The organism is Acinetobacter sp. 251-1 (assembly GCF_030329305.1).
Classification (GTDB): domain Bacteria; phylum Pseudomonadota; class Gammaproteobacteria; order Pseudomonadales; family Moraxellaceae; genus Acinetobacter; species Acinetobacter piscicola_A.
In genome coordinates this window covers 50,113-74,999 of record NZ_JACANS010000002.1, presented here as the reverse complement: position 1 = coordinate 74,999, position 24,887 = coordinate 50,113, and the positions used below count along the sequence as shown (strand labels likewise).

Sequence of the window (24,887 nt, the reverse complement as noted above, 5' to 3'; positions counted from 1 at the left end):
GTCTCCAATGCTAATCTTCTTCAGTGACAAAGCTATGACATGCTCTTGATCAGCAAAAGTCATTTTTAATCTATAACACAGCAAGACTTTCACTTTAATGTCATGCTTACACCTCATCTAACTATAGATTTTTGATGCCTGATTTTTATATAAAAAACACAATTACATTTCATAATTTCAACAATTTAACTGCTCAATCTATTTTAAAATGATACTACTTCTATTTTAATAAAGCGTTATAAAAATGAGCATTGATAATTTTAGACAAACCATCCAACCCTTCTTTTGGGTAGCGCATGAAAACAGCTATTCAGTATGCCTCACCGAGTTAAATTTTAAATCAGAAATTATTGCAAGTCGTGCTGATGAAGGCTTTGAAGGAAATGGCTATGATTGGGCAGCATTGGCAAGCACTTATGTCGACAAACAACTGCCTGAATTAGTGGACACGATCAAGTTTGACCCTGAAGCGGATATGTTTTGTGCTTATTCAAAAGATGCCGAAGCTCTAAGGAAATTTATTGTGTTATTTAGACATGCTTTGGACAAAACCGAGTTTATGATTGAAATATTTTCTTATGCAGAGTTAGATTAGCCACTACTTTAAAATACATTATTTTTCTGGTGTGCTTCATAAAGAAAGGGGCTTTTCGCCCCTTTCTTCATTTAACATTTTTTTAATTTTAAAAAAATTATTCAGGCTTGGTTAACTCAGTCATCGGCCAACGTGGTGTCGTCGTTACAGACAAACCATCCTGCTGCCCTGCTTTAAGACGCTGATAACCCGCAAAAGCAATCATGGCGCCATTGTCGGTACATAAAGCAGGTTCAGCATAGTAAACCGTCGCTTTAATTTTCGCTAAATCGGCTTCTAAACGCTCACGCAAACGCTTATTGGCACTGACACCCCCTGCAATCACCAAACGTTTCATTCCTGTTTGCTTCAGTGCTTTGACTGATTTTTTAACCAATGTATCTACAAGCGCTTCTTGGAATGATGCGGCAATATCAGCATCCCGATTTTCATCGTCTAGTTTTTTCAGTTGCACTGAAACCGCAGTTTTTAATCCACTAAAAGAAAATTCTAAACCTTGATGCAACATTGGACGCGGAAATTCAAAGGCATTTTTATCGCCCTGTTCTGCTAAACGTGAAATATTTGGCCCACCTGGATACGGCAATTTCAACATTTTCGCAACTTTATCAAAGGCTTCACCCGCGGCATCGTCGATCGATTCGCCTAAAATTTCATATTCACCAATCCCATGAGCAGCCATTAATTGCGTATGCCCACCTGAGACCAATAAAGCGACAAACGGAAATTCTGGTGGTGTAGCCGATAAAAGTGGTGCAAGCATATGACCTTCCATATGGTGCACACCAATCGCAGGCTTATTTAATGCAAATGCCAAAGTTCGACCAAACAATGCGCCTGTCATCAGTGCCCCCATCAAACCAGGTCCACGTGTATAGGCAACCGCATCAATCTCAGATTTTTTTATCTGACTGTCTGCAAGCAGCTGATTAATTAAAGGAATAAGTTTACGCACATGGTCACGTGAGGCAAGCTCAGGGACGACCCCACCATATTCAGCATGTAATTTGATCTGACTATATAACACCTGTCCTCTTAAGCCGACTTCACTGTCGTACAGCGCCAAACCTGTTTCATCACATGAAGTTTCTAAGCCCAGAACGATCATTAAACTACCTTTTACCCGTATCAAAATATTGCCAAAGCTATTATAGACTTGTGATATGAGATGTAAATGAGTAAAATACTGTCCTTCACTTGTGATCAAGGGTAATTCCACCCTGATCTTATCCATAACTTAATGAGGATTCTTCATGCCACAAGTTAAATTGAAAGAAGGCGAACCAGTAGACGTAGCGATCCGTCGTTTCAAACGTTCATGCGAAAAAGCAGGTGTTCTTGCTGACGTTCGTAAACGTGAATTCTACGAAAAACCTACTCAAGAACGTAAACGTAAAAAAGCTGCTGCTGTTAAACGCTACCAAAAGAAATTGGCGCGTGAATCAGTACGTACGACTCGCCTTTACTAAGATTTATTTGTGAATGATTGACTGACTGGACAACTTAAATGACTACTTTAAAAAACCAAATCACTGACGTTTTAAAAGCCGCTATGCGTGCTAAAGAAATGGATAAGTTAACGGTAATACGTGGTCTACAGGCAGCAATCAAGCAAATCGAAGTCGATGAGCGCATTGAGCTTGATGATACTCAGGTTCTTGCGGTCATTGAAAAGCAAATCAAACAACGCAAAGAGTCGGTTAAAGCCTTTTTAGGTGCTAATCGCGAAGATTTAGCTAGTAAAGAACAAGCCGAAATCGAGGTTTTATCTCAATTTCTACCTGAAGCTATGTCAGAGGACGAGCTTGATTCTCTCATTGCGCAAACGATTGAAGCGCAAGGTGCTACTAGCATGAAAGATATGGGTAAGGTGATGAATTCTCTACGTCCGATCATAGCCGGACGTGCCGATCCTGCACAAGTTTCGAGCAAAATTAAAGCAAAACTTGCTTAATTTCCCAGTCTAAAATCTATCTATTGTTTGGTTTGGTCTATTCATACAGCAATAAAATTATTTTGCAATGAAATAATCACTGTTGAATAGCCCAAATGAATTCTCTATATTCTTCTCATCTTATCTAAACAAACACTTCCGATTTTCAAGCTAACTTTTTACGGCACATCTATTTTAAATACATATACTTTTAAGGTGTACAGCTTCAACATTTAAAAGCAGTAAATATTTAATTTCCACATGCATTTCATTTAACTATGATTCAAATCACACTGAATATTATATTTTTTAAGGATTTGCATCTCAGGTGAACTATTGACCTTATTAATTACATCTTGTTTCGTGATTGACATATAAGATGGCGGTAAACTACTGCGATTTTCATCTGTCACTTTATACATATCATCCACGTAAGTTTTTACGATGGCACAATATTGTGTTTTTTGTTGTGCATCAAACTGCGTGATTTGAGGGTTGAGACTGCGTAAAAAGTTTTTCATTTGCATATTGTATTGCGTTGAAATTTTTTCAACTTGTCTTGCATAACGTTCCACCGAGTCCGCCACTGCATGTTGTGCACACCCCACGAAAAGTAAAACTGCCATTATTTTTTTCATAAATTTACTTAAAAATTAAAAGAGTTGATTTTAGAATAAGATTAACTTTTTCCATAGAAAATAGATATTTATATTTGTTACAAAGTGAACATTCAAACATTTTTTGTGCAATTAAATCTTTAATTTACGTTCATCTTGCATCACTTTTAAGCGTGTATCAATGCGTGCGGTCATTGCATTATTCCCTTTTGCCAAACGTTGTGCATGCAATAAAGATTTAATCGCATTTTCCTCGTCCCCCCCCCAATACTGTACTTCTGCACGGTAATACAATACATTCACTGTACGTAACGGATTATTTTTATCTAAATTTGCAGCTTGTTGTAATAATTGCCAACCTTGTATATCGGTTTTATTTTTGCTGACAAAACGATTCACCAATTTTTCAGCATCTTGCCCTTTATTCTGTCGAATATACACCTCAGCAAGCTTATAATTTAAAGCACGGTTTTCAGGCATGATACGTTGTTTGTTGATAATCGCTTGATAAGCATCTTCAATTTTATTTTGCCCTAAATAAACATCAGTTTGAATAATATGCAACAAAGTATGATCAGGATTTATTTTCTTTGCTGTATTTAAATAGCCCTGTGCTTTGGCATAATCACCTTGCTGTGCATTAAATTCACTTGCAGCTAAAAGTCCAGCAAAACTATTTTGTTGAATTAAACCCTCTAATTGTTGTTGTGACGTCTGTCCCGAAACTGCCGCTGTATACCACTTAATCAGCTCAAATTCTTGTTGATTATTATTTATTTGCACTCGTGGAAATTGGTTGGCACGTAAACGAGCCTCACTCATTCGCTCACTCGTTAAGGGATGAGTCAACCAAAAATCAGGTAAAAAACTTAAACGACTAGTGGTACGGTGCATAGTTTCAAAAAAATCAGCCATGCTTTGTGGATTATAGCCCGCACCATACATCAATTGCATACCAATACGATCAGCTTCACGCTCTTGATTACGACTATAAATAAGCTGTTGATCCATCAATGCGGCTTGAGAGCCCAGCATAACTGCACTCCCCACATCGCCATCTGCCTTAGATGCTAAAGCAGCCCCCACAATAATGCCAGCAAGTGCCAATAAGCCCTGTCCCTTAAATGCTTCTTGCGAACGGCTATAATGACGCTGTGTCACATGGGCAATTTCATGTGCCATCACCCCTACCACTTCATCCATATTCTTTGAAGAAGTGACCATTCCCGTATTTAAAGCAAATAATCCACCAGGTACAGCAAAGGCATTAATTTGCGGATCCTTCACAATCACTAAACCAATCGGAGAGCCCATTTGGGTTTGACTTAAAATACGGGAAAAGACCAGCATAAATTGGTCTTCTAACCAAGGATTTTGCACAATGGGCAGTTGGTGCTGTACCTCTCGATACACTTTTTCACCAATTATTTTTTCTTTTTGTTGATCAATTAAGCCGATACCACTACCAATCTCAGGAATTTCCACTTGTGGTGTATGCATTGGGTAAAAGTCTTGTATTGCATGCACAGTACAGCTCAAACTTAAACCCAATGTCAGCAAAATCTTTTTCAATGCCATACTCTAACAGATATTTCCTACCACTATAGCATTGGAATTAGCACAAATTCGAGGCAAAATGTAGCAGTTTTTTAACGACATTTTAGCTAGAAAAATTTTCATTGACCAAATAACGGGGTACACGATCTTCAAGTGCATCAACAAGATTTTGATAAGCCAACTTCACCATTTTTTGTCGTGTTTCAGCCGTTGCTGACCCAATATGAGGCAACGTCACCACATTTTCTAAGTCAAATAATGGCGACTGTTGTAATGGTTCTTTTTGATAGACATCCAAACCTGCAGCAAAAATTTTGTGCTGTTGCAAGGCATCAATTAAAGCCTGTTCATCTACGACTGAGCCGCGAGAGATATTCACAAAGACCGCATGTTTTTGCATCAAATCAAATGCTTCTGCATTGATCAATGCTTTAGATTCTGCATTTAAGTCTACAGCAACCACGACAAAATCAGACTGTTGCAATAAATCTTTTAGACTACGGTATTGTGCATTGAGTGGTTGTGCCAATTCTAATTTTTCACGCCGATTATGATACAAAATATTCATATTAAAACCATGAAAACCCCGCCGTGCAATGGCTTCACCAATATGACCTAAACCAACAATTCCAAGTGTTTTACCAAAAATTTCTTGCCCAAACTGCGCCCCACTGACTGTACGCTTCCACTCACCTTGCTTCGTCCACTGATCCAAACTTGGGACTTTTCGTGCAGCACTCATCAGCAACGTAAATGCTAAATCTGCTGTAGTTTCAGTCAGTACATGTGGTGTATTACTCAGCCAAATTTTCTTTTGATTTAAATAAGCCACATCATAATTATCATAGCCGACACTCACCGATGAAATAATTTTTAATTTTTGTGCAGGTGCTAAATTAGTTTCATTTAACAAACGCCCTGCACCAATCATTGCATCGGCATCCACAACATGTTGACGAATTTGCTCATTCACATCACCCATCTTAGGATTAATCACAACCACGTGATACTGTGCTTGCAATGTTGCTAAAACATCAGCATCAATTTGGCTAAATACGATCACTTTTTTCTGCATCACCTATCCCTGTTGTGCCTTCTTTTCTTAAATGTTTAATCTACTGCGATTGTTGCATAAATTGCCATAAACGACGTTTTAATTTTGGTTGTTGCAACATCTCTTGCAAACTTGCCAACTGAATAATATCCGCATTATGCAAATGTGGAATCTCACCTAAACTCAGGACAACTTTATCTTGTCTGAGCGCATCCAAAAAGCCTTGAATATACATCGAAACACCACGACCATCTTGAAATTGCAAGATTGGAAATGGCCACTTCAACTCAAAATACTCACCGAGTAATACATTCTGAATATTCAACCAAAGTTTTTGTTGCGCTGCATTTATCTGTGTTGCATCGATGATCATCACACAACTTTTCAAGCAAAAAGCCTGTAACTCAAATGCTGCGATTGTTTGCGCTTCAACTATTTCATTAACAATATTTTTTTGTGCTGTTTCAACAACTGTAACAGTTTGACCTGTTGTTAAAGATGCATCTTGAATCGAATCCACTCGAGCAGATTGCGCTTGAGTAGCGAATTGCTGAAGGTCTAAGACAGGATTTAACGGTGCTTTTGGTGTTTCAGATGTGGCACGATCAACATTAAATTGGAGATTTGAAGTGATCTCTTGCGCCGCAACATCACGGTATAATTGGTTTTGTACGTGACGTACAGACACATCTTTCTTGGGAATCCAAAGATCAATCCCCATTGCAGCCAAAATACTTCGCTGGTGTTCCTGTACGTTCACATTCATCACATTATTCAACTTTCTATTCGATGCATATTCTACCGAGCTTTGCATATTTTTGTTGTGTTTTATATTTGCCTGCACATTTAAACAGCAATACTTTTAAGCCTTCATATTGTCACTACAGATCAAATTTTAAAATCAGAAAATTTAGATAATCATCACACTATTTTTCTTTTGCATCTGATCCACAATTTCTTCAGTTTCAAAACCTAAACGCCAATACAAGAGTTCTAAAACATCCAATTCATCTTGGGTAATAATGCGGTCATTCCACAAACACACTTCTGCAACACCCAAAATACTCAACCGATCTCGCAATAACAATCCCGCAATATCATTTAGAATCTCACTGAGATCAATGGGTTCATCTGAAATTTCACGGAATAATTCAAGTTCTTCTTTACTCAGAACACGCTGTAAAATGTGATAGCGTGCTTCCAGTTGATTTTCACTATTAATCTGCTGTACATGGAGTAAAGCATCAATCAAACGTACAATCTGCGGTTTAACAATCTCTAAAGAGGAAGGTGTATGAATAGGTAAGAGATGCAGTTCTGCTTTAACTCGCTCAATCAGCAAAGCATCCAGTAAACCAATCTCCCCATCTTCTTGAATAATTTTAGCCAGTTTAGTCACAAATTGACGTGCGCTCGTTGCAGGCATATTGCCCAAATTGGCACATGCATCATGAAAAATTTGGATATGTACCCGCCCATCCAAATGTAAAAGCGCATCTACAATTGCACGGCTCACCTCCGCATTAGATGGAATAAATTCTCGATATTGTCGAATCATCAAAATGGCCACCATCACTTCACGTGAACCTGTGGGGGTTTGCATCGCCCGTTGCAACAAATCTGGGCGTTGCATTTGTCGTCGAACTTCAGAATTTAATGGTTTAATCGCATCGTTCAATGCAAAACTAATCGGAGATAAACGAATTAAAGGCAAAGGCTGTGGCGAAATCCACGGTGTATAAATTTCTGTATTTAATTCTTCTAAAGGACGCATCAACACAAATAAAGGCTGACTACGTAATTTTTTCAAATTTTCAATTTGTAAATCTTGTAATAATGTGGGATTCAACTCATAAATGCGATCTTCAATACTAGGGTGAATATTCAACCAACTTTGTGGACTGAGTGAGTTTGCAAAACACATGTGCGCAATTGATTCTGAATATTCACTATGAATCTGTGACCCTGCATGATGTACATAGATTCGCAACAATGTTTGTATATTGGCATTATTTAACATCAAGCGTTTGGTTTTATAATCGTTATAAAACGTTCGCCCACCCAAAGTAAAATATTTAATCAAACGAGAAATCAAAATCCCCATACTACCAATGAGCCAAATCACCCCCCCAATTGCAACAAAACTTGTTTCAAACTTGTGGCGGCGACCTTTCTCATACACAGCAAAACCTTGTTTGGCAATTTTACTGCCAATCTGACTAAAAGACGTTAAGCCACTATACAAAATTTTCAGACGAGTATTTTCTTTAGCTTCACCTGATAAAATTTGGTTGAACTCATGCCCCAATAAACCATAAAGCTCTAATTCATCAAGGTTTTGTAACGCCCCCCAAGTTAAAATAATTACAGTATCTCGTGGATGAAATCCCGCTGTTAAAGCATTTACACCAATTTCATCAGGTAAAACATATACAGTTGGACTATCAATATCAAAATTTTGTGCTAATTTTTCCGTAATTTTTAAGGCAATATTTTCTTCTGGCGTACTTTCTATTAAATTTAAGCGTCGTGCTTTAAGCTGTTTCGCTAATGAATGTCCACCTGCACGAAAAATATAAAACTCATAAACGATTGAGCCTAAAATCACGATCAGCAACAAACTCACGCAAAATGGACTAAGAACGTGCCAAAAAATTGATTCCGAAGGATGTACATAATGAACCAACAACCCTAAAACAGTATTTAAAATAAAAATAGTAATGAGCACTGCAACAGAACAAATACTTGCAGACCAAAGTATATTCTTGTTTTTTATTAAATAATGACTGACATCTTTCAATGTAAGCATCCTCATTACATTGTTAGGATATTGAAATAAAAAATCATATCATCAGATTTTTTGATGAAAAATATCATAGCGCAAAAAAGCGGGAATGCCCCGCTTTTTTAACAGTTTAATTCTACTTTAAGAATTAAGAACTTTCTTTAATACCACTGAGATCGACTGATGCTGCATCAATATTGACATCAATATAACCATCTTTTTGCTTTTTCGCTAAGTCGTTACGACTCATCGCCAAATCATCTAAATATGCGGTATCAATATCACCTGTGACATAAACTCCATCAAATACAGAACAATCAAAGTCTTGTACTTCAGGCACTTTGCTGGTTTTTACCGCAGTTTTTAAATCTTCCAAATCTTGGAAAATTAAGCGATCTGCACCAATAATCTCTTGAATTTCTTCAACACTACGATTCGATGCGATCAACTCCGACTTCACAGGCATATCAATACCGTACACATTTGGATATTTCACCATCGGCGCAGCAGAAGCAAAATACACTTTCTTCGCACCAGCATCACGTGCCATTTGAATGATTTCATTACACGTTGTACCACGAACGATTGAGTCATCGACCAAGAGTACATTTTTACCTTTAAACTCAAGCTCTACAGGGTTGAGTTTTTGACGTACAGACTTTTTACGTTGTTGCTGTCCTGGCATGATAAAGGTACGACCGATATAACGGTTTTTCATAAACCCTTCACGGAATTTCACACCTAAAGCATTTGCCAACTCTAATGCAGAAGTACGGCTTGTATCTGGAATCGGAATAACAACATCAATATCGTGTTGCTCACCCCAGTCACGTAAAATTTTCTGCGCTAAAGTCTCACCCATTTTCAAACGCGCTTTATACACTGAAATACCATCAATGATGGCGTCTGGACGTGCAAAATAAACATATTCAAAAATACATGGGCGATAACGTGAATTGTCTGCACACTGTTGGGTAAATAGTTGACCCTGTGCGTCAATAAACACCGCCTCACCTGGGGCAATATCACGCTCTACTTTAAAACCAAGTGCAGTAATTGCCACTGATTCAGACGCAATGATATATTCTTTTTCACCCGTCTCAAGCTCACGTGAACCATAAATCAATGGACGAATCCCATTCGGATCACGAAAACCCACGATCCCATGCCCAGTAATCATGGCAACCACACCATAAGCACCCTTACAGCGCTCATGCACACGTTTTACTGTGTGGAAAATATCTTCAGGTTTTGGCTCTAAAGTACCGCATTTTTGCAACTCATGCGCAAACACGTTAAGTAAAACTTCTGAATCAGAATCTGTATTCATATGACGCAAGTCAGTTTTGAATAAATCATCATGAATATCAGCTGCATTGGTCAAATTACCATTATGTGCAAGCGTAATTCCATACGGCGAGTTCACATAAAATGGCTGTGCTTCAGCACTACTTGATGAACCTGCCGTTGGATAACGTACATGCCCAATTCCATAGTTACCTAATAATGCACGCATATGACGAGTATGGAATACATCGCGCACCATACCATTGTCTTTTCTGAGAAATAATCGACCGTTATGACAAGTTACAATCCCAGCTGCATCCTGTCCTCGATGTTGTAACATCGTTAACGCATCAAATAACATTTGGTTAACAGGTGACTTACCGGCTATACCAACGACTCCACACATAGCTACCTCGCAGACCAGCTAGGATTAATAAAATGGGTTCTTAGTTGAGTGTATTGAGCGATCTTCTGACGAGGAAGACTGACTCGAAGACTCCGTTTTTGAAGCATCCTTAGGATAATCTTCAGAATGAATATGATTCAACGCTTCATTTGCCGCATCTTTAGACAGAGCTGTTGCTAAAGGCGCATAAGGCAAAAGTGTTTGAATAACTTTAGACTGTTTCCATACAGGTGAACTTTCCACCCAAGGTCCTAAACCTTGCATTGTTATGAGGACGATGAACAAACCTTTCAAGGTACCTAATGTGCCACCCGCTAAACGATTGAGTGGTCCAAGCTTAAACGTCTTTAAAATTTTATTCAGTAATGCAGTTACGATCCATGTCAATACCACAATAATTAAGACAATAAATGCAAATGCAGCAATTTTTTGTACTACAGGATCTTGACTGAGTACGCTCATGGTGGGCGCGAAAATAGCTGAATATTTTGCTGCAACAATGAGTGCAAAAACCCAACCCACTAAGTTCGCAAAGGCATTAACAAATCCTTTTCGCAAACCGTTTAGCCCTCCAATGAGCAAGAGTATAAGTACAATAATATCTACGGTGTTCATTTTAGGTCATAGCGTCAACGCAATCTTTAATTAAAACCGGACCTGTATAAATCATACCACTGTAAATTTGTACTAGACTTGCACCTGCTTGTTGTTTAGCAACCGCTTGTTCACCTGATAAAATTCCACCCACACCAATAAGCGGAATCTGATCTTTTAAGATCTTTGCAAATGCTGCCAAACATGCTGTACTTTTTTCAAAAACTGGTGCACCTGACAAACCACCTGCTTCATCACCAAAAGGTAAACCTTCAACTCCTTCACGTGACAAAGTGGTATTGGTGACAATTAAACCGTCTATTTTAAATTCTAATAACTGTGAAGCAATAAACTGAATATCACTTTGTTCTAAATCTGGCGCAACTTTTAAGACCAAAGGGACATAATGCTGATGTTCTTGAGCAAGTTCAAGTTGACGCTTTTTCAACGTTTCAAGTAATTCAGTCAGTGCATGACCACTTTGTAATGAGCGTAAATTTTTGGTATTTGGTGATGAGATATTGACCGTAATATATGATGCATACGCATATACTTTTTCAAGGCAAATCAGGTAATCTGAGACAGCGTCTTCAACAGGTGTTGTGGCATTTTTACCAATATTGATGCCTAAAACGCCCTTAAATTTTGCAGCTTTTACATTTTCGACTAATTGATCGACACCATCATTATTAAAACCCATACGGTTTATAATGGCTTTGGCTTCTGGAATACGAAATAAGCGCGGTTGCGGATTACCTGCTTGTGGTTTTGGTGTGATTGTACCGATTTCGATAAAACCAAAACCTAACGCTGCTAAAGCATCAATATATGCACCATTTTTATCCAAGCCTGCTGCAAGACCGACTGGATTTGGAAACTCAATGCCCATACAAGTGACAGGTTTAGGCGCAATTTTCTGACGCATTGCACCGACTTTATGCGCTGATTTTAACAACGATAATGTCAGTTCATGTGCACGCTCCGGTGCTAAAGAAAACAACAATGGGCGAGCAAGTGAATACATCATAGCTACAAAAGTCTACTGCTTTTTAAGTTGCCGTATTATAGGCACAGTATAGAAAAAAGGCTATGCTTCTCACTGCTTTATTTTCACTGCTTAATGCACTGTCGCTGTTAATTTAATCTGTCCATCCGCTTTCGCTAATTCCATTTTTTCAATACTGACACCCATTTGCGCAATTTGTGTCAAAAAATTTGCCAAGATGGCATAATTTTCATGTTGCCCAACAATTTGAAACTGCTCTCCGACTTGCTGACTCGCAATCGAAAGACCTTGTTGTTGAGCCACACGCTGGATTTTATCAGGTACAGTCAGTGACAAATCATCTGCGGGTTTCATCGTAACCACATTACTTTGCATCCAAACCACGAGGTCTTTAAGCTCATTTAAACGCTTTTGTTGATTTTCTGCTGCCCGATGCGTATACCACAATGCTGAACCAATGATTGCGACGGTCACAAAAATCGTGGTGAAAATCACCATTACACGCTCACGCACTGTCATTTTATCAAGCTGATCTGAGATTTGATCTGCTAAAGCATCAAACTTATTTTGGATATTTTCAAATGCTTTCATTATTGTATTTTCACCAAGCCAACCACTGAAGCACCTTGCGTTTGAATCGCACCAAGTTCTGCTTTAAAACCTTGTTGATTCAACTGCTGCACCAAAGTCTGTAATTTATCCGAACTATTCGCAACCAAATCCATATTTAAAATCGCAGTATCATAATTGACTTTATTCGCCACAATTTGGTGCTGCATCAAAATCGGTCCAACACGGCTCAGTAACTGTAAAGCCTGAGTATTCGCACTTTGACTTAAACGCAAATTACTTTCAAATTGACTTTTAATATTTTGCTCAGTCACCCGACTATTTGCACCAAACCAAGATTTATACTGATCTATAGCAATCACTGCTGTCTGATCTGCGACCTTTTTCAGCTTTACCCAGCGCAACGCATCAAAACTCAATTGCACAGCAATCAAAGCCACACATAGCAGTGCACATGCCTTCCAATAACCTGACACAGCACCATTTGACTCTTTGGCTTTTGGCAAAACATTAAAGGGATGATTTTTCGCTTTTTTCGGTACAAAAAATTGATAATTAAACGGCTCTAAGCAATCCGAAGTGGTCATTGCAGACACACTTTCTAACTGTTCTGCTGTGAGTTGCGCATATTTATAATGACGCTCTTTTGCTGCATACTCTAAATACACACCTAAATCATCTATAGAATTGCCCGCCCATTCATTTTCACGCACCAATAAACGACCATTTAAATGAGCAAGCACAGTTTGATGCTCAGTTGGTACAGGTAAAATCAAGAAGTCCGGTAATAATGAAACAATTTTTACAGGCAATAATGACAATGAATGCTGCATCGTAGTGACAGCGTGCTGATTGATCCCCAAGATAGTCACTTGATTCGGTGCTTGAAAATGTGAAAACACCTTCATCTGATCAATTGGAACAATGACATATTCTTCTAGTAAATATTTTAAGCCATCTTGACCTAATTTTTTATACTGCTCTTTGCTTAATTCTTGTTGAAGAATTTGCACTTCACGACTTGGAAAATAAACAACTGCTTCTTGTGCTTGATGTTCTTTCAACACTTGAATCACTTGCTCAAGCGTTGCAGCCGTTTTCCATTCTTCACCACGAGACCATTGCCAAACTCCATCGGCTTCTGGCATCCATAAATACAACATTGCTTGTGTTCTGCCGTGTAATTTGTTTTTAAAAGACTTTTATACTGTTGGAATAAAGGCTTTTTGTTGTGTAGATAATCCTTGTGCAATGACGCTTTGCTCATAGATTCGAGCTTCTGCCAATGCATATGGATGAAAATTTTCATGGGTTAATTGCTCTGCAATATGAGCAACCACATTCATGTGACACACAACCACAATATTTTCAAAAGGTAATTGCGCCAACCAATCAATGGCTTGTTTGGCATCATCATCTGGTTTGATCTTATCACAGATCAACACATTTACATCGTGAAAGTGTTTTTGAAGATGTGCTAAGGTTTCCTGCGCACGCAACAATGGACTCACCACAAAAATATCAGGTTTCACTATATCTTTTAAGAAATCTGCTGTTTGTTGAGCTTGTGCATGACCACGCTCAGTGAGTGGACGTTTATAATCATTTCCATTCAAAGGTGGTGCTGCTTCACCATGACGCACTAAAGTCAGTTGCATAAAATTTCCTTATGGCTTTGCAATGAATTATACCCATTCTTTATGACAACACTATCTCCGTTTCGCATTTTTTAAACCGCATGATGCGGCAATACAAACTCAACATCACTGCGATGTCCATTTTTCATTAAAGAAACCGCAATATTTAACGGTGGTGCACCTTCAAAAATCACTTCATGCAGTGCTGTGGTAATTGGCATATATACATCCAATTCTTTTGCACGAGTATTCACTTGCATAATCGTATTAATCCCTTCAGCAGTTTGCCCGAGCTCTTTGGTTGCTTGTTGCAAGGTTTTTCCCGAACCTAACGCAAAACCCACTTGATAATTACGACTGAGTGGACTGTTACAAGTGGCGAATAAATCCCCCACACCAGACAAACCTAAAAATGTTAATGGATTGGCACCCAGTTTGACTGCAAAACGACTCATTTCCGCCAAAGCACGAGTCAAAATCATACTTTTGGTATTTTCACCCACCTTATAAGCTGCTGCCATACCCATTGCCACAGCATAAATATTTTTCAGCGCACCACCGAGCTCAACCCCATGCACATCATCACTGGCAAAAACACGGAACAAAGCACTATGTAAGGCTTGCTGCACGGCATAGCGCACTAACTCAGAATCACTAGCGATCACAGTTCCAGCTGGCTGCCCTGCCATAATTTCTTTGGCTAAATTTGGTCCCGATAGCACACCATAAGGTACTTCTGGTAATTCTTCACAAATAATATCACTCATAAAGCAAAAGCTTTTTGCTTCAATCCCTTTGGTCAAAGACACCACAGCTTGTGAACTAATAAAAGGCTTAATTTGCTTTAAAACATCACGAAAAGAATGACTTGGAATCGCCACTAAAATAATATCACGATCACGAACTGCTTTTTCTAAATTGGATTCTGCTTTCAAGCCCATTTCTAAAGGATAATCAGGCAAATAACGTTTATTCACATGCGTTGCATTCATTTCTGCTGCAACATTTTCATCACGAATCCAAATGATTGTATCACAGCCATTACGGGTGGCTGTATTTGCCATCGCAGTTCCAAAACTACCACCACCTAGAACAGTGACACGCAATGCAGTTTTTTGATTCAACACTACGGGTTCAACCAAATCCGTAAATTTAAGCTCTGACATTATTGTTATCCTGATTTATCACTATTGAGATTAACACTGATTTCTATCTTTATATTTTAGCTTTGATCTACCTGCCAAGTACTCACATAATTATGTGTACTTTGTTCAGCACGTGGTCCGATGACTTTCGCAGCAGTTCCCACATAAATAATTCCTGAAATCAGATCATGCACATTTAAACCTAATTTTGTTTTTAATAATGCAGACTCTACCACAGCACCACTACGCCACATGCTTGCAAAACCTTGCGCTTGTAAAGAAAGTAGTAAATTCTGCACCGCTGCACCAGTACTTAAAATTTGTTCAAATTCGGGAACCTTTTGATGCTCTACAATTTTAGTCACTGCCAAGATTAATAAAGGTGCACGAAATGGATGATGCTTCACGCGCTCTACTTGCGCAGCATCGACCTCACCCAAGTCTTGGATCGCTTGTGCTAGCAATTCACCAAAAGCTTGACGTTGCTCTCCTGCCACCACAATAAAACGTGTTGGTTTGAGGCGATGATGGTCAGGCGCAGTCAAAGCAGCTTGAAATGCCATCTCCAATTGCGCTGCATTTGGTGCAGGCTCAATCAAATGCCCAACGGACTGACGTTGATGAATATTTTGATGCACAATTTGAAGATTTGAATCCATCATTAACCATGTTCTACAAAAACCTTTTCCAACAAGATTAGCATAAACTTTCAGAAAATCATGCTATTTACTGAATTTACCTTGCACAATTCTTCGTATTTCACAGGATTACCATACAAAGCATCATTTTTAATACATATTTGGACATTTTTATTTGCATTCCTATGCTGCAATATCATCATCTTTCTATTTAAGATTTTTAGGGCGGATTTATGAAAAAAACTCTTGTAATCGCATCTATGTTATCCAGCGCTGTTTTGTTTACAGCGTGTAGCTCAAACCCCACACAAACTCAAGCGATTCAAAAACCCAATAATCAATATGAAGTAACAGGTTTGGGTAAAAGCCAAATTATTTCTAAAAATAATGCCATTACCGCAGCAAATAATGCCTGTGGTAAAAAAGCAGCACCTGTTGTTGTAGACGAAAAAGTTGAATTTAATGGTGCATTAAAAGGTGTATTTGACGAACAAACCGGCAAAATGATTACCGCAGCAGCAGGTGTTTTAGGTTCAGTCATTGGTAAAGGAGGTATTGAAAAAGACACAGATTACCAAACCACGCTCACCTTTAGCTGCCAATCAAAACTTTAAAATTCTAATTTAAAACAAAAAACCGCTCAAATTTGAGCGGTTTTCAGCAAGAATCATTCACACGATTTGACGTATTTAATCAGCAATGAATTAACAATAACCCTCTAAACGAGTTAAAGGTAATTTTTGACCAATCGCTTTTTCAATCTCAGGTAAATAAAAAGCATCATCTTCAGACAAGAAACTAATACTAACGCCTTGTGTACCCGCACGACCTGTACGACCAATACGATGCACATAATCATCAGACTGTTCAGGCAACGTAAAATTAATCACATGTGACACACCATCAACATGAATCCCACGACCTGCCACATCGGTTGCGATCATGATATTGTGTTGCCCATTTTTAAATTGGTCTAACATTTTCAAGCGTTTGTCCTGCGCAATCTCACCTGATAACATCACGACCTTATAATGATCCCGTTTTAAGTGGTCATATAATTTACGTACTTGATCACGACGATTTGCAAAGATCATTACTTTTTCAATCGGTTCATCACTTAATATTTCACGTAATAATTTATACTTATCACGATTTTCAACCACATAAACACGTTGCTCTACATCTGCATTGGTTTTCTTTTCAGGTTCAATTTCAACTGTGACAGGCTCATACAACCATTGTTGTGCTAGATTCAACACATCATAACTAAAGGTTGCAGAAAATAATAAAGTTTGACGTTGTTCTTTTCGTGGTGAATATCGCACAATGCGCTTTACCGATGGAATAAAACCCATATCCAACAACCGGTCAGCCTCATCAATGACCAAAAATTCAATTTGATCCAACCAAACTTCTTTTTGTTCTGTAAAATCAATCAAACGTCCAGGTGTTGCAACAAGAATATCAACGAATGCTTCATCTAGTTGCTTACGTTGTTTGTCAAAATCTACACCACCGACCAAAGTTAGCACGTTTAAATTTGAAAACTTAACCAATTCACGCGCATCATTTTCGATTTGAATCGCCAACTCACGTGTTGGTGCAAGAATTAAAGCTCGTGGCTCACCACGAAAACGCTTTTCTTTAATTGGATTATTGAGTAAATCATTAATAATACTGACTAAAAATGCAGCTGTTTTTCCTGTTCCTGTTTGCGCACGCCCAATCGCATCATGTCCTGCCAAAGTATATTTCAATACTTTTTGCTGAATGGGGGTCATTTCTTTAAACCCTAAACTATCAATCGCTTGCTTCAGTTGTGGATGTAAATTTAGGGTTTCAAAACCTGATGACATATATACGTGCTCTAACTATTAACGACTGAAATAATGTGGTTATTATAAACAAAGATGACCATAAACAAAAACGCCCCAATTCATTAAAATTGGAGCGCCACTTAAGTTTCTACAAACTTAAGAATTAGTCTAAAGGCTGAACTTCTTCAGCTTGAAAACCTTTTTGACCTTGAACAACGCTAAATTCAACACGTTGACCGTCACGTAGTGAACGGTGACCGTCGCCTTGAATTGCACGGAAGTGTACGAATACGTCATCGCCACCAGCGCGTTGAATAAAGCCAAAACCTTTAGTATCATTGAACCATTTAACAACGCCTTGTTCACGAGCTGTCATAAGTTAATCCTCAGTTATTTAGAAAAAAGGACCACCCGGTGTTGCAAACAGCAGAGCAAACAAAGTTTAAAATTTCTTGTAATTTCAAAGCTTGTAATCATTCTGTAAGACTATTAACAAAATCCCGGTTACATCCACTTGTAATAAAGGAGAGCAAACAGTTTTCACCGTCCCTCTCTTAAAGTACGCAACGAGCTTAACATGGGTGAATCACAATTAATAGAATTTTTTTAGATAATTATAAGATAAATATTTTCACATTTTTATCACTTAATCCCACAAGTCTCTATAAACGCTGATTTATGGAAGTAAATAAATTAATACTTTGGGCAAATCCGTTTTCTTTGTTACACTCAAATATTGTTGATAGATAAATGTTATTGCTCAAAAAATGTCTGAAAATTTTGACTCTTCTGTGATCAGTGTCGATGCCATGGGTAAGCCTTGTCCTATGCCACTGTTGTTGCTTAAAAAGCAATTAAAAAGTTTACAAAATAATCAAAATATTTTGTTAAAAGCCTCTGATCCACACAGTGAAATTGATGTTTTGCGGTATTGTGAGCTGCATCAATTACAATGCCAATTCAAACAAATTTCAGAAAATGAGTTTCATTTTTTAATCAGAGTTTAAGTCTTTTCATTTTTAATTCATAAATATTCAATATTTTGCGTTAATACTTGTATAATTGAATAAAAGTTTACATTTCTATACCCAATTTTCCTTAATTATGAATGCAAATACAATTAAGATGAAAGCCATGGTATTACCACTATTATCCTATAAGGAGAACTCATGAGTGACAGCAGCAATCAATTGATGCCCCTGTCCTTATCTGCGCCAGGTGTAAATCTGGGTGCTTATATCAGCACTGTCAACCAAATTCCAATTTTGACAGCCGAACAAGAAAAAGAGTTGGCTGAGCGTTATTTTTATGATCAAGATTTAGATGCAGCCAAAATGTTAGTGATGTCACACTTACGTTTTGTCGTCCATATTGCCCGTAGCTATGCAGGCTATGGCTTGCCACAAGGTGACCTGATTCAAGAAGGTAACTTAGGTTTAATGAAAGCTGTTAAACGCTTCGACCCGAATATGGGAGTGCGTTTAGTTTCTTTTGCAGTGCATTGGATTAAAGCTGAAATTCACGAATATGTTATTCGTAATTGGCGTATTGTCAAAATAGCAACAACCAAGGCACAACGTAAACTCTTTTTCAATTTACGTAGCTTAAAAAAATCGAGTAAAAAACTCACGCTAGAAGAGGCAAAATCCATTGCCAATGACTTGAATGTTACGCCAGAACAAGTCCTAGAAATGGAAGGTCGTTTAACGGCATACGATGCTGCTTTTGAAGCACAAGGTGATGACGACGATGAAGGTTCAACCCATGTTGCTCCAGCGCTTTATCTTGAAGATAACCGTTATGATCCTGCCCGTTTGATCGAAGAAGAAGATTATGAAGAACAAAGCACATCTGCATTACATGATGCGATGGAACAGCTTGATGATCGTTCACGTAATATCTTACAACGCCGTTGGTTAGATGACGATAAATCAACCTTGCATGAACTTGCTGCCGAATATAATGTTTCTGCGGAACGTATTCGTCAGTTAGAAAAAAATGCCATGGAAAAAATCAAAGTGGCAATGTCATCAAATTAAAGTAACCATCAATAAAAAGGGCGAATTGCCCTTTTTATTTTGCCTATGATTTCAACTAAAAATAGTCTTTGTACTGTATTTTAAGCGCAATTCTCTTGCTAAATTATGTTAAGGTAACGTGCAAATTCTTTGAGATGACCTTGGTTTATGTGGATCGCAATTTCAGCACTCAATCTTGCTATTGCTGTCATGCTAGGTGCATTTGGAGCGCATGGTTTAAAAAAAATCGCCTCGCCTGAACAATTGGCTTGGTGGCAAACGGCAACTGATTATTTTTTCTATCATGCACTTGGCTTATTGGCTTTAGGTATAATCAGCAAAGTGCTTCCTGCCCTACCCATTAAAATGAGCTTTATTCTCATTCAAGTTGGGATTTTTTTCTTTTGTGGTTCACTGTATGTTATGGCTTTGGGCTTACCCCGTATTTTAGGTGCAATTACTCCCATTGGTGGCGCACTCATGATCGCAGGTTGGTTGCTACTGGCATGGCATGCGCTCAAACATGGAAATTAAGCACATCTCGTTGAAATAAAATAGATATGGACGCATCATGCAAATATTTTTAAATGGCGAAGCGCAACAGACAAATTGTGAAAATTTACAGCAACTCATTCAAGCGCTCGCACTTGAAGGTAAACGTTTTGCCGTAGAAAAAAATGAAATGATCATTGCTAAAAGCAAACTTGAGCAAACCCCCATCGCTGATCAAGATCGAATTGAAATTATTCACGCTGTCGGTGGCGGCTAATTCGGAGCATCCCCATGCAAGACTCTCCCCTTATTATTGGTTCTCGTACATTTAATTCTCGCCTTTTGGTCGGCACAGGCAAATATAAAGATTTAAATGAAACAGATTTAGCCATTCAAGCCAGTGGTGCAGAAATCGTGACGGTAGCGATTCGCCGCGTCAATATTGGTCAAGATCCTAACCAACCCAATTTACTGTCTGTGATTCCACCTGAAAAATATACCATTTTACCCAACACTGCAGGTTGTTTTGATGCTAACAGCGCTGTGCGTACCTGTATGCTTGCACGCGAACTGCTTGATGGTCACAATTTGGTTAAACTTGAAGTTCTAGGTGATGAAAAAACACTTTATCCCAATGTAACTGCAACGCTTGAAGCTGCCCGCACTTTAGTTGAAGATGGTTTTGAAGTCATGGTCTATACTTCTGATGATCCTATTGTAGCGCAAGAACTTGAAAGCATGGGCTGTGTTGCCATTATGCCTTTAGGCAGCTTGATTGGTTCAGGTTTAGGGATCTTAAACCCACACACCATTTCCATCATCAAAGAAAATGCCAAAGTACCTGTTTTAGTCGATGCTGGTGTCGGTACTGCTAGTGATGCTGCGATTGCCATGGAATTAGGTTGTGATGGTGTGCTCATGAACACAGCGATTGCTGCAGCGCAGAATCCGATCTTAATGGCATCTGCGATGAAAAAAGCGGTTGAGGCAGGTCGTGAAGCCTATCTTGCAGGTCGTATGCCACGTAAACGTATGGCAAATGCTAGCTCGCCTGAAACGGGTTATTTCTTTAAATAAAAGACTAAATAAGATGCTTGAAAGCATTATAAATTTTAGCAAAACGATTAAGGTTACTTTGGTAGCCTTTTTTAATTTATTCAAATCATTCTATCTATTTAAAATTTTCACTAACTGTTAAAATATCATATACATATCATTATATTATTAATTTAAAATTCACAATCGGGGGATCAAGTGAGTTCAATTAAATATGCAATTTTTGGCATTTCATTACTCATTCCAGCACTTTCTTATGCAAATGATTGGATACGCATAACCTCAAGTGATGAAAGCCATTTATATCTGAATGTACCAAGCATCAAAGAAAAGAAACAATATAATCAAACCCTTGTACAAGGATGGCTTAAGTCAGTTATTTTTAATGATCTCACCCAAGATGGTCTTGCAGTCGGCGACTATTATATGACGCTTTATCAAGCAGATTGTAATGAACAAAAATTTGGTACTATCACACAAACTAAATATAAAAAAGACAAAGTTTTTGGTCAAAGCTATCAACCTTATTCAGTCAATATGCAATATGCAATTCCTGAAACAATTGGAGAAAGCATTCTCGAATCTCTGTGTCTCGCCAATGAGATTAAACAAGGTCGCATGAACCCAAATGATGAATAGTCAGTCTTCATCATCTAATCATAAATAAAAAAACAGCCTGTTTAGGCTGTTTTTTTTATTTTTTGTATGGATTAATCAAGGAATTAAACCTTCATCACGCATCGCAATTTGTACTGATTGACGTTCAGCAACTAAGTTGCGTAGTGCAACGATATTTTTAAATGGTGTTAAGTCATGATGAATCACATTCGACCAATTGGTTAGGACAAATAAATAAGCATCCGCAGGTCCAAAACGATCATTCACCAAATAATCGTACTCAGAATCACCCAAATAATCATCAATATATTTCAACATTTTATCTAGGGTTGCATAACCACGCTGTTTTTCCTCTTCAGACACAGCCGGATTAAAAAACACTGCATATTCATCATGTAATTCTGAGTTTAGATACCCCAACCACTCCAAAACTTTCGCACGCCCCAAACCTGAGGGTGGAATCAAATCTTGCCCTGCATCATGTTGTGCAATAAAAGGAAGAATGGCGACATTTTCAGTTAAGATCAAGCCGGGATTAATTTCTAATGCTGGAACATAGCCTTTAGGATTAATTTCGTAATAATCTGCACCTTTTTCAGTCGTGTGTGTTTTTAAATCAACACGTACTAGATCAAAATCAACATTAATTTCATTGAGTAAAATATGAGCAGCTAAAGAACACGCACCTGGAGAATAATACAACTTCATATCTAATCCTTGTTATATGATTGTTTCAGTTTTAAAAGGCTTATACCGCAATTTCAAGGGATAAAACATGAAAATTGCAAATAAGCGTAAATTTTATAAATTCGGCTACACTTTGAATATTCAGCAAAATGAAGTTTTTTTCAAGTCAAAGTTTGCCGTATTAGACTAATCGATGTTTTAACATACGTTTCTTTAAAATTAATGAAATACTTTGAAGTTCTAGAAAGGTCGATCATAAAAAAGCAGAATCATTTAAATTCTGCTTTTTTATATCTTGAGGAGACATGAAACGCTAATTCAATCAGGATTTAATTTTGCCACTGCGCCAAAGTGACACGGTCATTTCCACCATAGTCTTTCACGGTACGGATTTCTTTAAATCCATATTTTTGGAAAATGCCTTGTACCGCCTCAGCTTGATCATAACCATGTTCTAAAGCAATCCAACCTTGATGAGTTAACCAATTTTTGCCCTGTTTAATGATAAGCTCGATATCTGCTAAGCCTTGGTTTGCTGCGACCAAAGCACGCTCAGGTTCTGATGCTAAATCACGCATATGCACATCATCTGCATCAATATAAGGCGGATTCGATACAATCACATCAAAATATTGACGATTAAGCGCTTCAAACCAATTGCCTAAATAAAATTTCACATGTGTTAAATCATGCTTTTTCGCATTAGACAATGCAACCTCTAAAGTTGCCTCATAGATATCTGTCGCAATCACAGACCATTCAGGTCGTTCACTCGCTAAAGATAAAGCAATTGCGCCCGTTCCTGTGCCTAAATCAACAATACGTGCATCTTCAGGGACATCAAGATGTAATACCGTTTCCACCAACACTTCAGTATCAGGACGTGGCACTAAAGTATCTTTAGTCACGGTTAAATCTAAAGTCCAAAATGGCTGTGAACCTGTAACGTATGCTAAAGGCTCACCATCCGTAATACGTTTTAAACCCTCAACATATTGCTGTTCCTGCTCTGTTGTCAGTTCTTGCTCTTTTTTCATCACCAAATCAAAAGAATCAATTTTGGTAATGTGTTCAAGCAACCACGCATTTTCTTGACGCTCATAGCTTTCTGGCTCACCACGTAAAGCAAGCGCTTGTGCGATATTCATTAGCCACCGTTCTGCTGAGCAAGAAGTGCCAACTGATCTGCTTGATATTCACGATGTAAACTATCAAGTAACTCTGTCAAATCACCCTCCATTACTGCATCTAGCTTATATAAAGTTAAGTTAATACGATGATCTGTCATACGACCTTGTGGATAGTTATAAGTACGAATACGTTCAGAACGGTCACCTGAACCGACCAAGTCACGGCGCATTTCTGAGGTTGCAGCATCTGCAGCCGCACGTTTTGCATTTTCCAAACGTGAAACTAATAGAGCCATCGCTTTAGCCTTGTTCTTATGCTGTGAACGCTCATCCTGACATTCCACCACTGTACCTGTTGGAATATGGGTAATACGCACTGCAGAATCGGTTTTGTTAATGTGCTGACCACCCGCACCTGACGCACGATAGGTATCGATACGTAATTCGGATGGGTTAATTTCTACAGTCGTATCTACATCAATTTCAGGTAAAATCGCAACCGTACATGCAGACGTATGTACTCGCCCTTGAGATTCTGTCGCAGGAACACGTTGCACACGATGTGCACCACTTTCAAATTTTAAGCGACCATACACGCCTTCACCATTAATCAGGCAAATAACCTCTTTATAACCGCCATGTTCGCCTTCATTTTCAGACAAGATTTCAATACGCCAACCTTGTGTTTCAGCATATTTACTATACATACGAAATAAATCACCCGAGAAAATGGCTGCTTCATCACCACCTGTTCCCGCACGAATTTCTAAATAGGCTGAGTTGGCATCATTGGGATCTTTAGGAATCATTAAAATATTCAGATCCGCTTCTAAAGACTCAATCAATGCTTTATTTTCTTTAATTTCTTCAATTGCCATGTCTTTAAAGTCAGGATCTGAAGTCATTTCCTCAGCCGTAACAATGTCTTCTTCAGCTTGTTTATATTTTTTCCAAACATTGGTAATTTCAGTCAAATCATTATGTTCACGTGACAAGTTACGAAAACGTTTGTTGTCTGAAATCACTTCCACATCGGCAAGTAAAGCCTCTAATTCTTCGTGTCGATCACACAATTGGTCTAATCGTAAACGTAACGACTCTTTCATTTAACTAAAATCTCAAGCTTAAGCTTACCCCAATTCATTGACGATAATATGCAGTATCAGAATAAATACGGTAAGACATTTTAAAAATTGTGCCTAGTTTAACGATTCTCGCTTTTAAATGACACAGCAAACTCAACTT

The 24,887-nt window shown here is 38.2% G+C and carries 29 protein-coding genes; 10 read left to right on the top strand and 19 right to left on the bottom strand.

The window, feature by feature from the left end:
• The first annotated feature begins 244 nt into the window (after positions 1–244).
• Entirely contained in the window at positions 245–595 is a 351-nt protein-coding gene (locus HX129_RS01750; protein WP_130072733.1) for an immunity 51 family protein, read from the top strand.
• 97 nt (positions 596–692) lie between these two features.
• Here HX129_RS01750 and tsaD read toward each other — a convergent pair whose 3' ends face one another.
• Positions 693–1,703, bottom strand: a complete 1,011-nt coding sequence (tsaD, locus tag HX129_RS01745) for a tRNA (adenosine(37)-N6)-threonylcarbamoyltransferase complex transferase subunit TsaD (protein ID WP_286433374.1) — start codon at positions 1,701–1,703, stop codon at positions 693–695.
• Positions 1,704–1,848: 145 nt separating this feature from the next.
• Here tsaD and rpsU point away from each other — a divergent pair, with 145 nt between their 5' ends.
• Both rpsU and HX129_RS01735 read left to right on the top strand, forming a co-directional pair.
• Entirely contained in the window at positions 1,849–2,064 is a 216-nt protein-coding gene (rpsU, locus tag HX129_RS01740) for a 30S ribosomal protein S21 (protein ID WP_001136722.1), read from the top strand.
• A 38-nt stretch (positions 2,065–2,102) separates the two neighbouring features.
• On the top strand, positions 2,103–2,549 hold the full coding sequence (locus HX129_RS01735) for a GatB/YqeY domain-containing protein (protein WP_065992076.1): 447 nt from the start codon (positions 2,103–2,105) through the stop codon (positions 2,547–2,549).
• A 251-nt stretch (positions 2,550–2,800) separates the two neighbouring features.
• Here the strand turns inward: HX129_RS01735 and HX129_RS01730 are convergent, their stop codons facing one another.
• The 13 genes from HX129_RS01730 to HX129_RS01670 all read right to left on the bottom strand — a co-directional run bounded on the left by HX129_RS01730 (position 2,801) and on the right by HX129_RS01670 (position 15,848).
• Positions 2,801–3,166 (bottom strand): hypothetical protein, encoded by a 366-nt coding sequence (locus tag HX129_RS01730; protein ID WP_130072734.1) that lies wholly within the window; start codon positions 3,164–3,166, stop codon positions 2,801–2,803.
• A gap of 111 nt (positions 3,167–3,277) precedes the next feature.
• The gene (locus HX129_RS01725; protein ID WP_372405097.1) at positions 3,278–4,717 is read right to left on the bottom strand and encodes a M48 family metalloprotease; all 1,440 of its coding nucleotides are present in this window, start codon (positions 4,715–4,717) and stop codon (positions 3,278–3,280) included.
• Positions 4,718–4,805: 88 nt separating this feature from the next.
• Positions 4,806–5,777, bottom strand: a complete 972-nt coding sequence (locus HX129_RS01720; protein WP_180044748.1) for a 2-hydroxyacid dehydrogenase — start codon at positions 5,775–5,777, stop codon at positions 4,806–4,808.
• Between the two features lie 40 nt (positions 5,778–5,817).
• Positions 5,818–6,522 carry a hypothetical protein gene (locus tag HX129_RS01715; protein WP_286433379.1) on the bottom strand — a complete coding sequence of 235 codons (705 nt, stop codon included), beginning with the start codon at positions 6,520–6,522 and terminating at the stop codon, positions 5,818–5,820.
• Positions 6,523–6,666: 144 nt separating this feature from the next.
• Entirely contained in the window at positions 6,667–8,556 is a 1,890-nt protein-coding gene (locus HX129_RS01710) for a M48 family metalloprotease (RefSeq protein WP_130073038.1), read from the bottom strand.
• A gap of 133 nt (positions 8,557–8,689) precedes the next feature.
• Positions 8,690–10,234: an amidophosphoribosyltransferase gene (gene purF / locus HX129_RS01705; RefSeq protein WP_174492952.1), complete on the bottom strand. Its 1,545-nt coding sequence runs from the start codon at positions 10,232–10,234 to the stop codon at positions 8,690–8,692.
• A gap of 24 nt (positions 10,235–10,258) precedes the next feature.
• On the bottom strand, positions 10,259–10,849 hold the full coding sequence (locus HX129_RS01700; RefSeq protein ID WP_130072738.1) for a CvpA family protein: 591 nt from the start codon (positions 10,847–10,849) through the stop codon (positions 10,259–10,261).
• Position 10,850: 1 nt separating this feature from the next.
• Positions 10,851–11,855 carry a quinone-dependent dihydroorotate dehydrogenase gene (locus HX129_RS01695; RefSeq protein ID WP_130072739.1) on the bottom strand — a complete coding sequence of 335 codons (1,005 nt, stop codon included), beginning with the start codon at positions 11,853–11,855 and terminating at the stop codon, positions 10,851–10,853.
• A gap of 90 nt (positions 11,856–11,945) precedes the next feature.
• Positions 11,946–12,425, bottom strand: a complete 480-nt coding sequence (locus HX129_RS01690) for a type II secretion system protein M (protein WP_130072740.1) — start codon at positions 12,423–12,425, stop codon at positions 11,946–11,948.
• A complete protein-coding gene (gene gspL, locus HX129_RS01685; protein ID WP_286433382.1) occupies positions 12,425–13,567 on the bottom strand; it encodes a type II secretion system protein GspL in 1,143 nt (380 codons plus the stop codon). Before gspL ends, HX129_RS01690 begins: the two co-directional genes overlap by 1 nt.
• A 39-nt stretch (positions 13,568–13,606) precedes the next feature.
• The gene (gene sixA, locus HX129_RS01680; protein ID WP_174492954.1) at positions 13,607–14,062 is read right to left on the bottom strand and encodes a phosphohistidine phosphatase SixA; all 456 of its coding nucleotides are present in this window, start codon (positions 14,060–14,062) and stop codon (positions 13,607–13,609) included.
• Positions 14,063–14,133: 71 nt separating this feature from the next.
• A complete protein-coding gene (locus tag HX129_RS01675; RefSeq protein WP_130072743.1) occupies positions 14,134–15,207 on the bottom strand; it encodes an NAD(P)H-dependent glycerol-3-phosphate dehydrogenase in 1,074 nt (357 codons plus the stop codon).
• A gap of 56 nt (positions 15,208–15,263) precedes the next feature.
• On the bottom strand, positions 15,264–15,848 hold the full coding sequence (locus HX129_RS01670; protein ID WP_286433385.1) for a nitroreductase family protein: 585 nt from the start codon (positions 15,846–15,848) through the stop codon (positions 15,264–15,266).
• A 209-nt stretch (positions 15,849–16,057) separates the two neighbouring features.
• Here HX129_RS01670 and HX129_RS01665 point away from each other — a divergent pair, with 209 nt between their 5' ends.
• Positions 16,058–16,438, top strand: a complete 381-nt coding sequence (locus tag HX129_RS01665; protein ID WP_130072745.1) for a hypothetical protein — start codon at positions 16,058–16,060, stop codon at positions 16,436–16,438.
• 90 nt (positions 16,439–16,528) lie between these two features.
• Here HX129_RS01665 and rhlB read toward each other — a convergent pair whose 3' ends face one another.
• The gene (rhlB, locus tag HX129_RS01660; RefSeq protein WP_174492955.1) at positions 16,529–17,680 is read right to left on the bottom strand and encodes an ATP-dependent RNA helicase RhlB; all 1,152 of its coding nucleotides are present in this window, start codon (positions 17,678–17,680) and stop codon (positions 16,529–16,531) included.
• 124 nt (positions 17,681–17,804) lie between these two features.
• Positions 17,805–18,017, bottom strand: coding sequence for a cold-shock protein (locus HX129_RS01655; protein ID WP_004822370.1), 213 nt, complete (start codon positions 18,015–18,017; stop codon positions 17,805–17,807).
• A 391-nt stretch (positions 18,018–18,408) separates the two neighbouring features.
• Between HX129_RS01655 and HX129_RS01650 the strand changes: the two genes are divergently transcribed.
• From HX129_RS01650 to HX129_RS01625, 6 genes are all read left to right on the top strand, one after another.
• A complete protein-coding gene (locus HX129_RS01650; RefSeq protein WP_130072747.1) occupies positions 18,409–18,648 on the top strand; it encodes a sulfurtransferase TusA family protein in 240 nt (79 codons plus the stop codon).
• A 162-nt stretch (positions 18,649–18,810) separates the two neighbouring features.
• Positions 18,811–19,680, top strand: coding sequence for an RNA polymerase sigma factor RpoH (gene rpoH, locus HX129_RS01645; RefSeq protein WP_130072748.1), 870 nt, complete (start codon positions 18,811–18,813; stop codon positions 19,678–19,680).
• 147 nt (positions 19,681–19,827) lie between these two features.
• Entirely contained in the window at positions 19,828–20,193 is a 366-nt protein-coding gene (locus HX129_RS01640; RefSeq protein WP_286433389.1) for a DUF423 domain-containing protein, read from the top strand.
• 37 nt (positions 20,194–20,230) lie between these two features.
• A complete protein-coding gene (gene thiS, locus HX129_RS01635) occupies positions 20,231–20,428 on the top strand; it encodes a sulfur carrier protein ThiS (RefSeq protein WP_130072750.1) in 198 nt (65 codons plus the stop codon).
• A gap of 14 nt (positions 20,429–20,442) precedes the next feature.
• Positions 20,443–21,228: a thiazole synthase gene (locus HX129_RS01630; RefSeq protein WP_174492958.1), complete on the top strand. Its 786-nt coding sequence runs from the start codon at positions 20,443–20,445 to the stop codon at positions 21,226–21,228.
• Positions 21,229–21,405: 177 nt separating this feature from the next.
• Positions 21,406–21,846, top strand: coding sequence for a surface-adhesin E family protein (locus HX129_RS01625; RefSeq protein WP_130072752.1), 441 nt, complete (start codon positions 21,406–21,408; stop codon positions 21,844–21,846).
• Positions 21,847–21,921: 75 nt separating this feature from the next.
• Here HX129_RS01625 and HX129_RS01620 read toward each other — a convergent pair whose 3' ends face one another.
• The 3 genes from HX129_RS01620 to prfA all read right to left on the bottom strand — a co-directional run bounded on the left by HX129_RS01620 (position 21,922) and on the right by prfA (position 24,748).
• On the bottom strand, positions 21,922–22,533 hold the full coding sequence (locus HX129_RS01620) for a glutathione binding-like protein (protein ID WP_180044755.1): 612 nt from the start codon (positions 22,531–22,533) through the stop codon (positions 21,922–21,924).
• Positions 22,534–22,841: 308 nt separating this feature from the next.
• Positions 22,842–23,660, bottom strand: coding sequence for a peptide chain release factor N(5)-glutamine methyltransferase (prmC, locus tag HX129_RS01615; RefSeq protein WP_286433393.1), 819 nt, complete (start codon positions 23,658–23,660; stop codon positions 22,842–22,844).
• A complete protein-coding gene (gene prfA, locus HX129_RS01610; protein ID WP_130072755.1) occupies positions 23,660–24,748 on the bottom strand; it encodes a peptide chain release factor 1 in 1,089 nt (362 codons plus the stop codon). The genes prmC and prfA overlap by 1 nt, the downstream gene beginning before the upstream one ends.
• Positions 24,749–24,887: the final 139 nt, after the last annotated feature.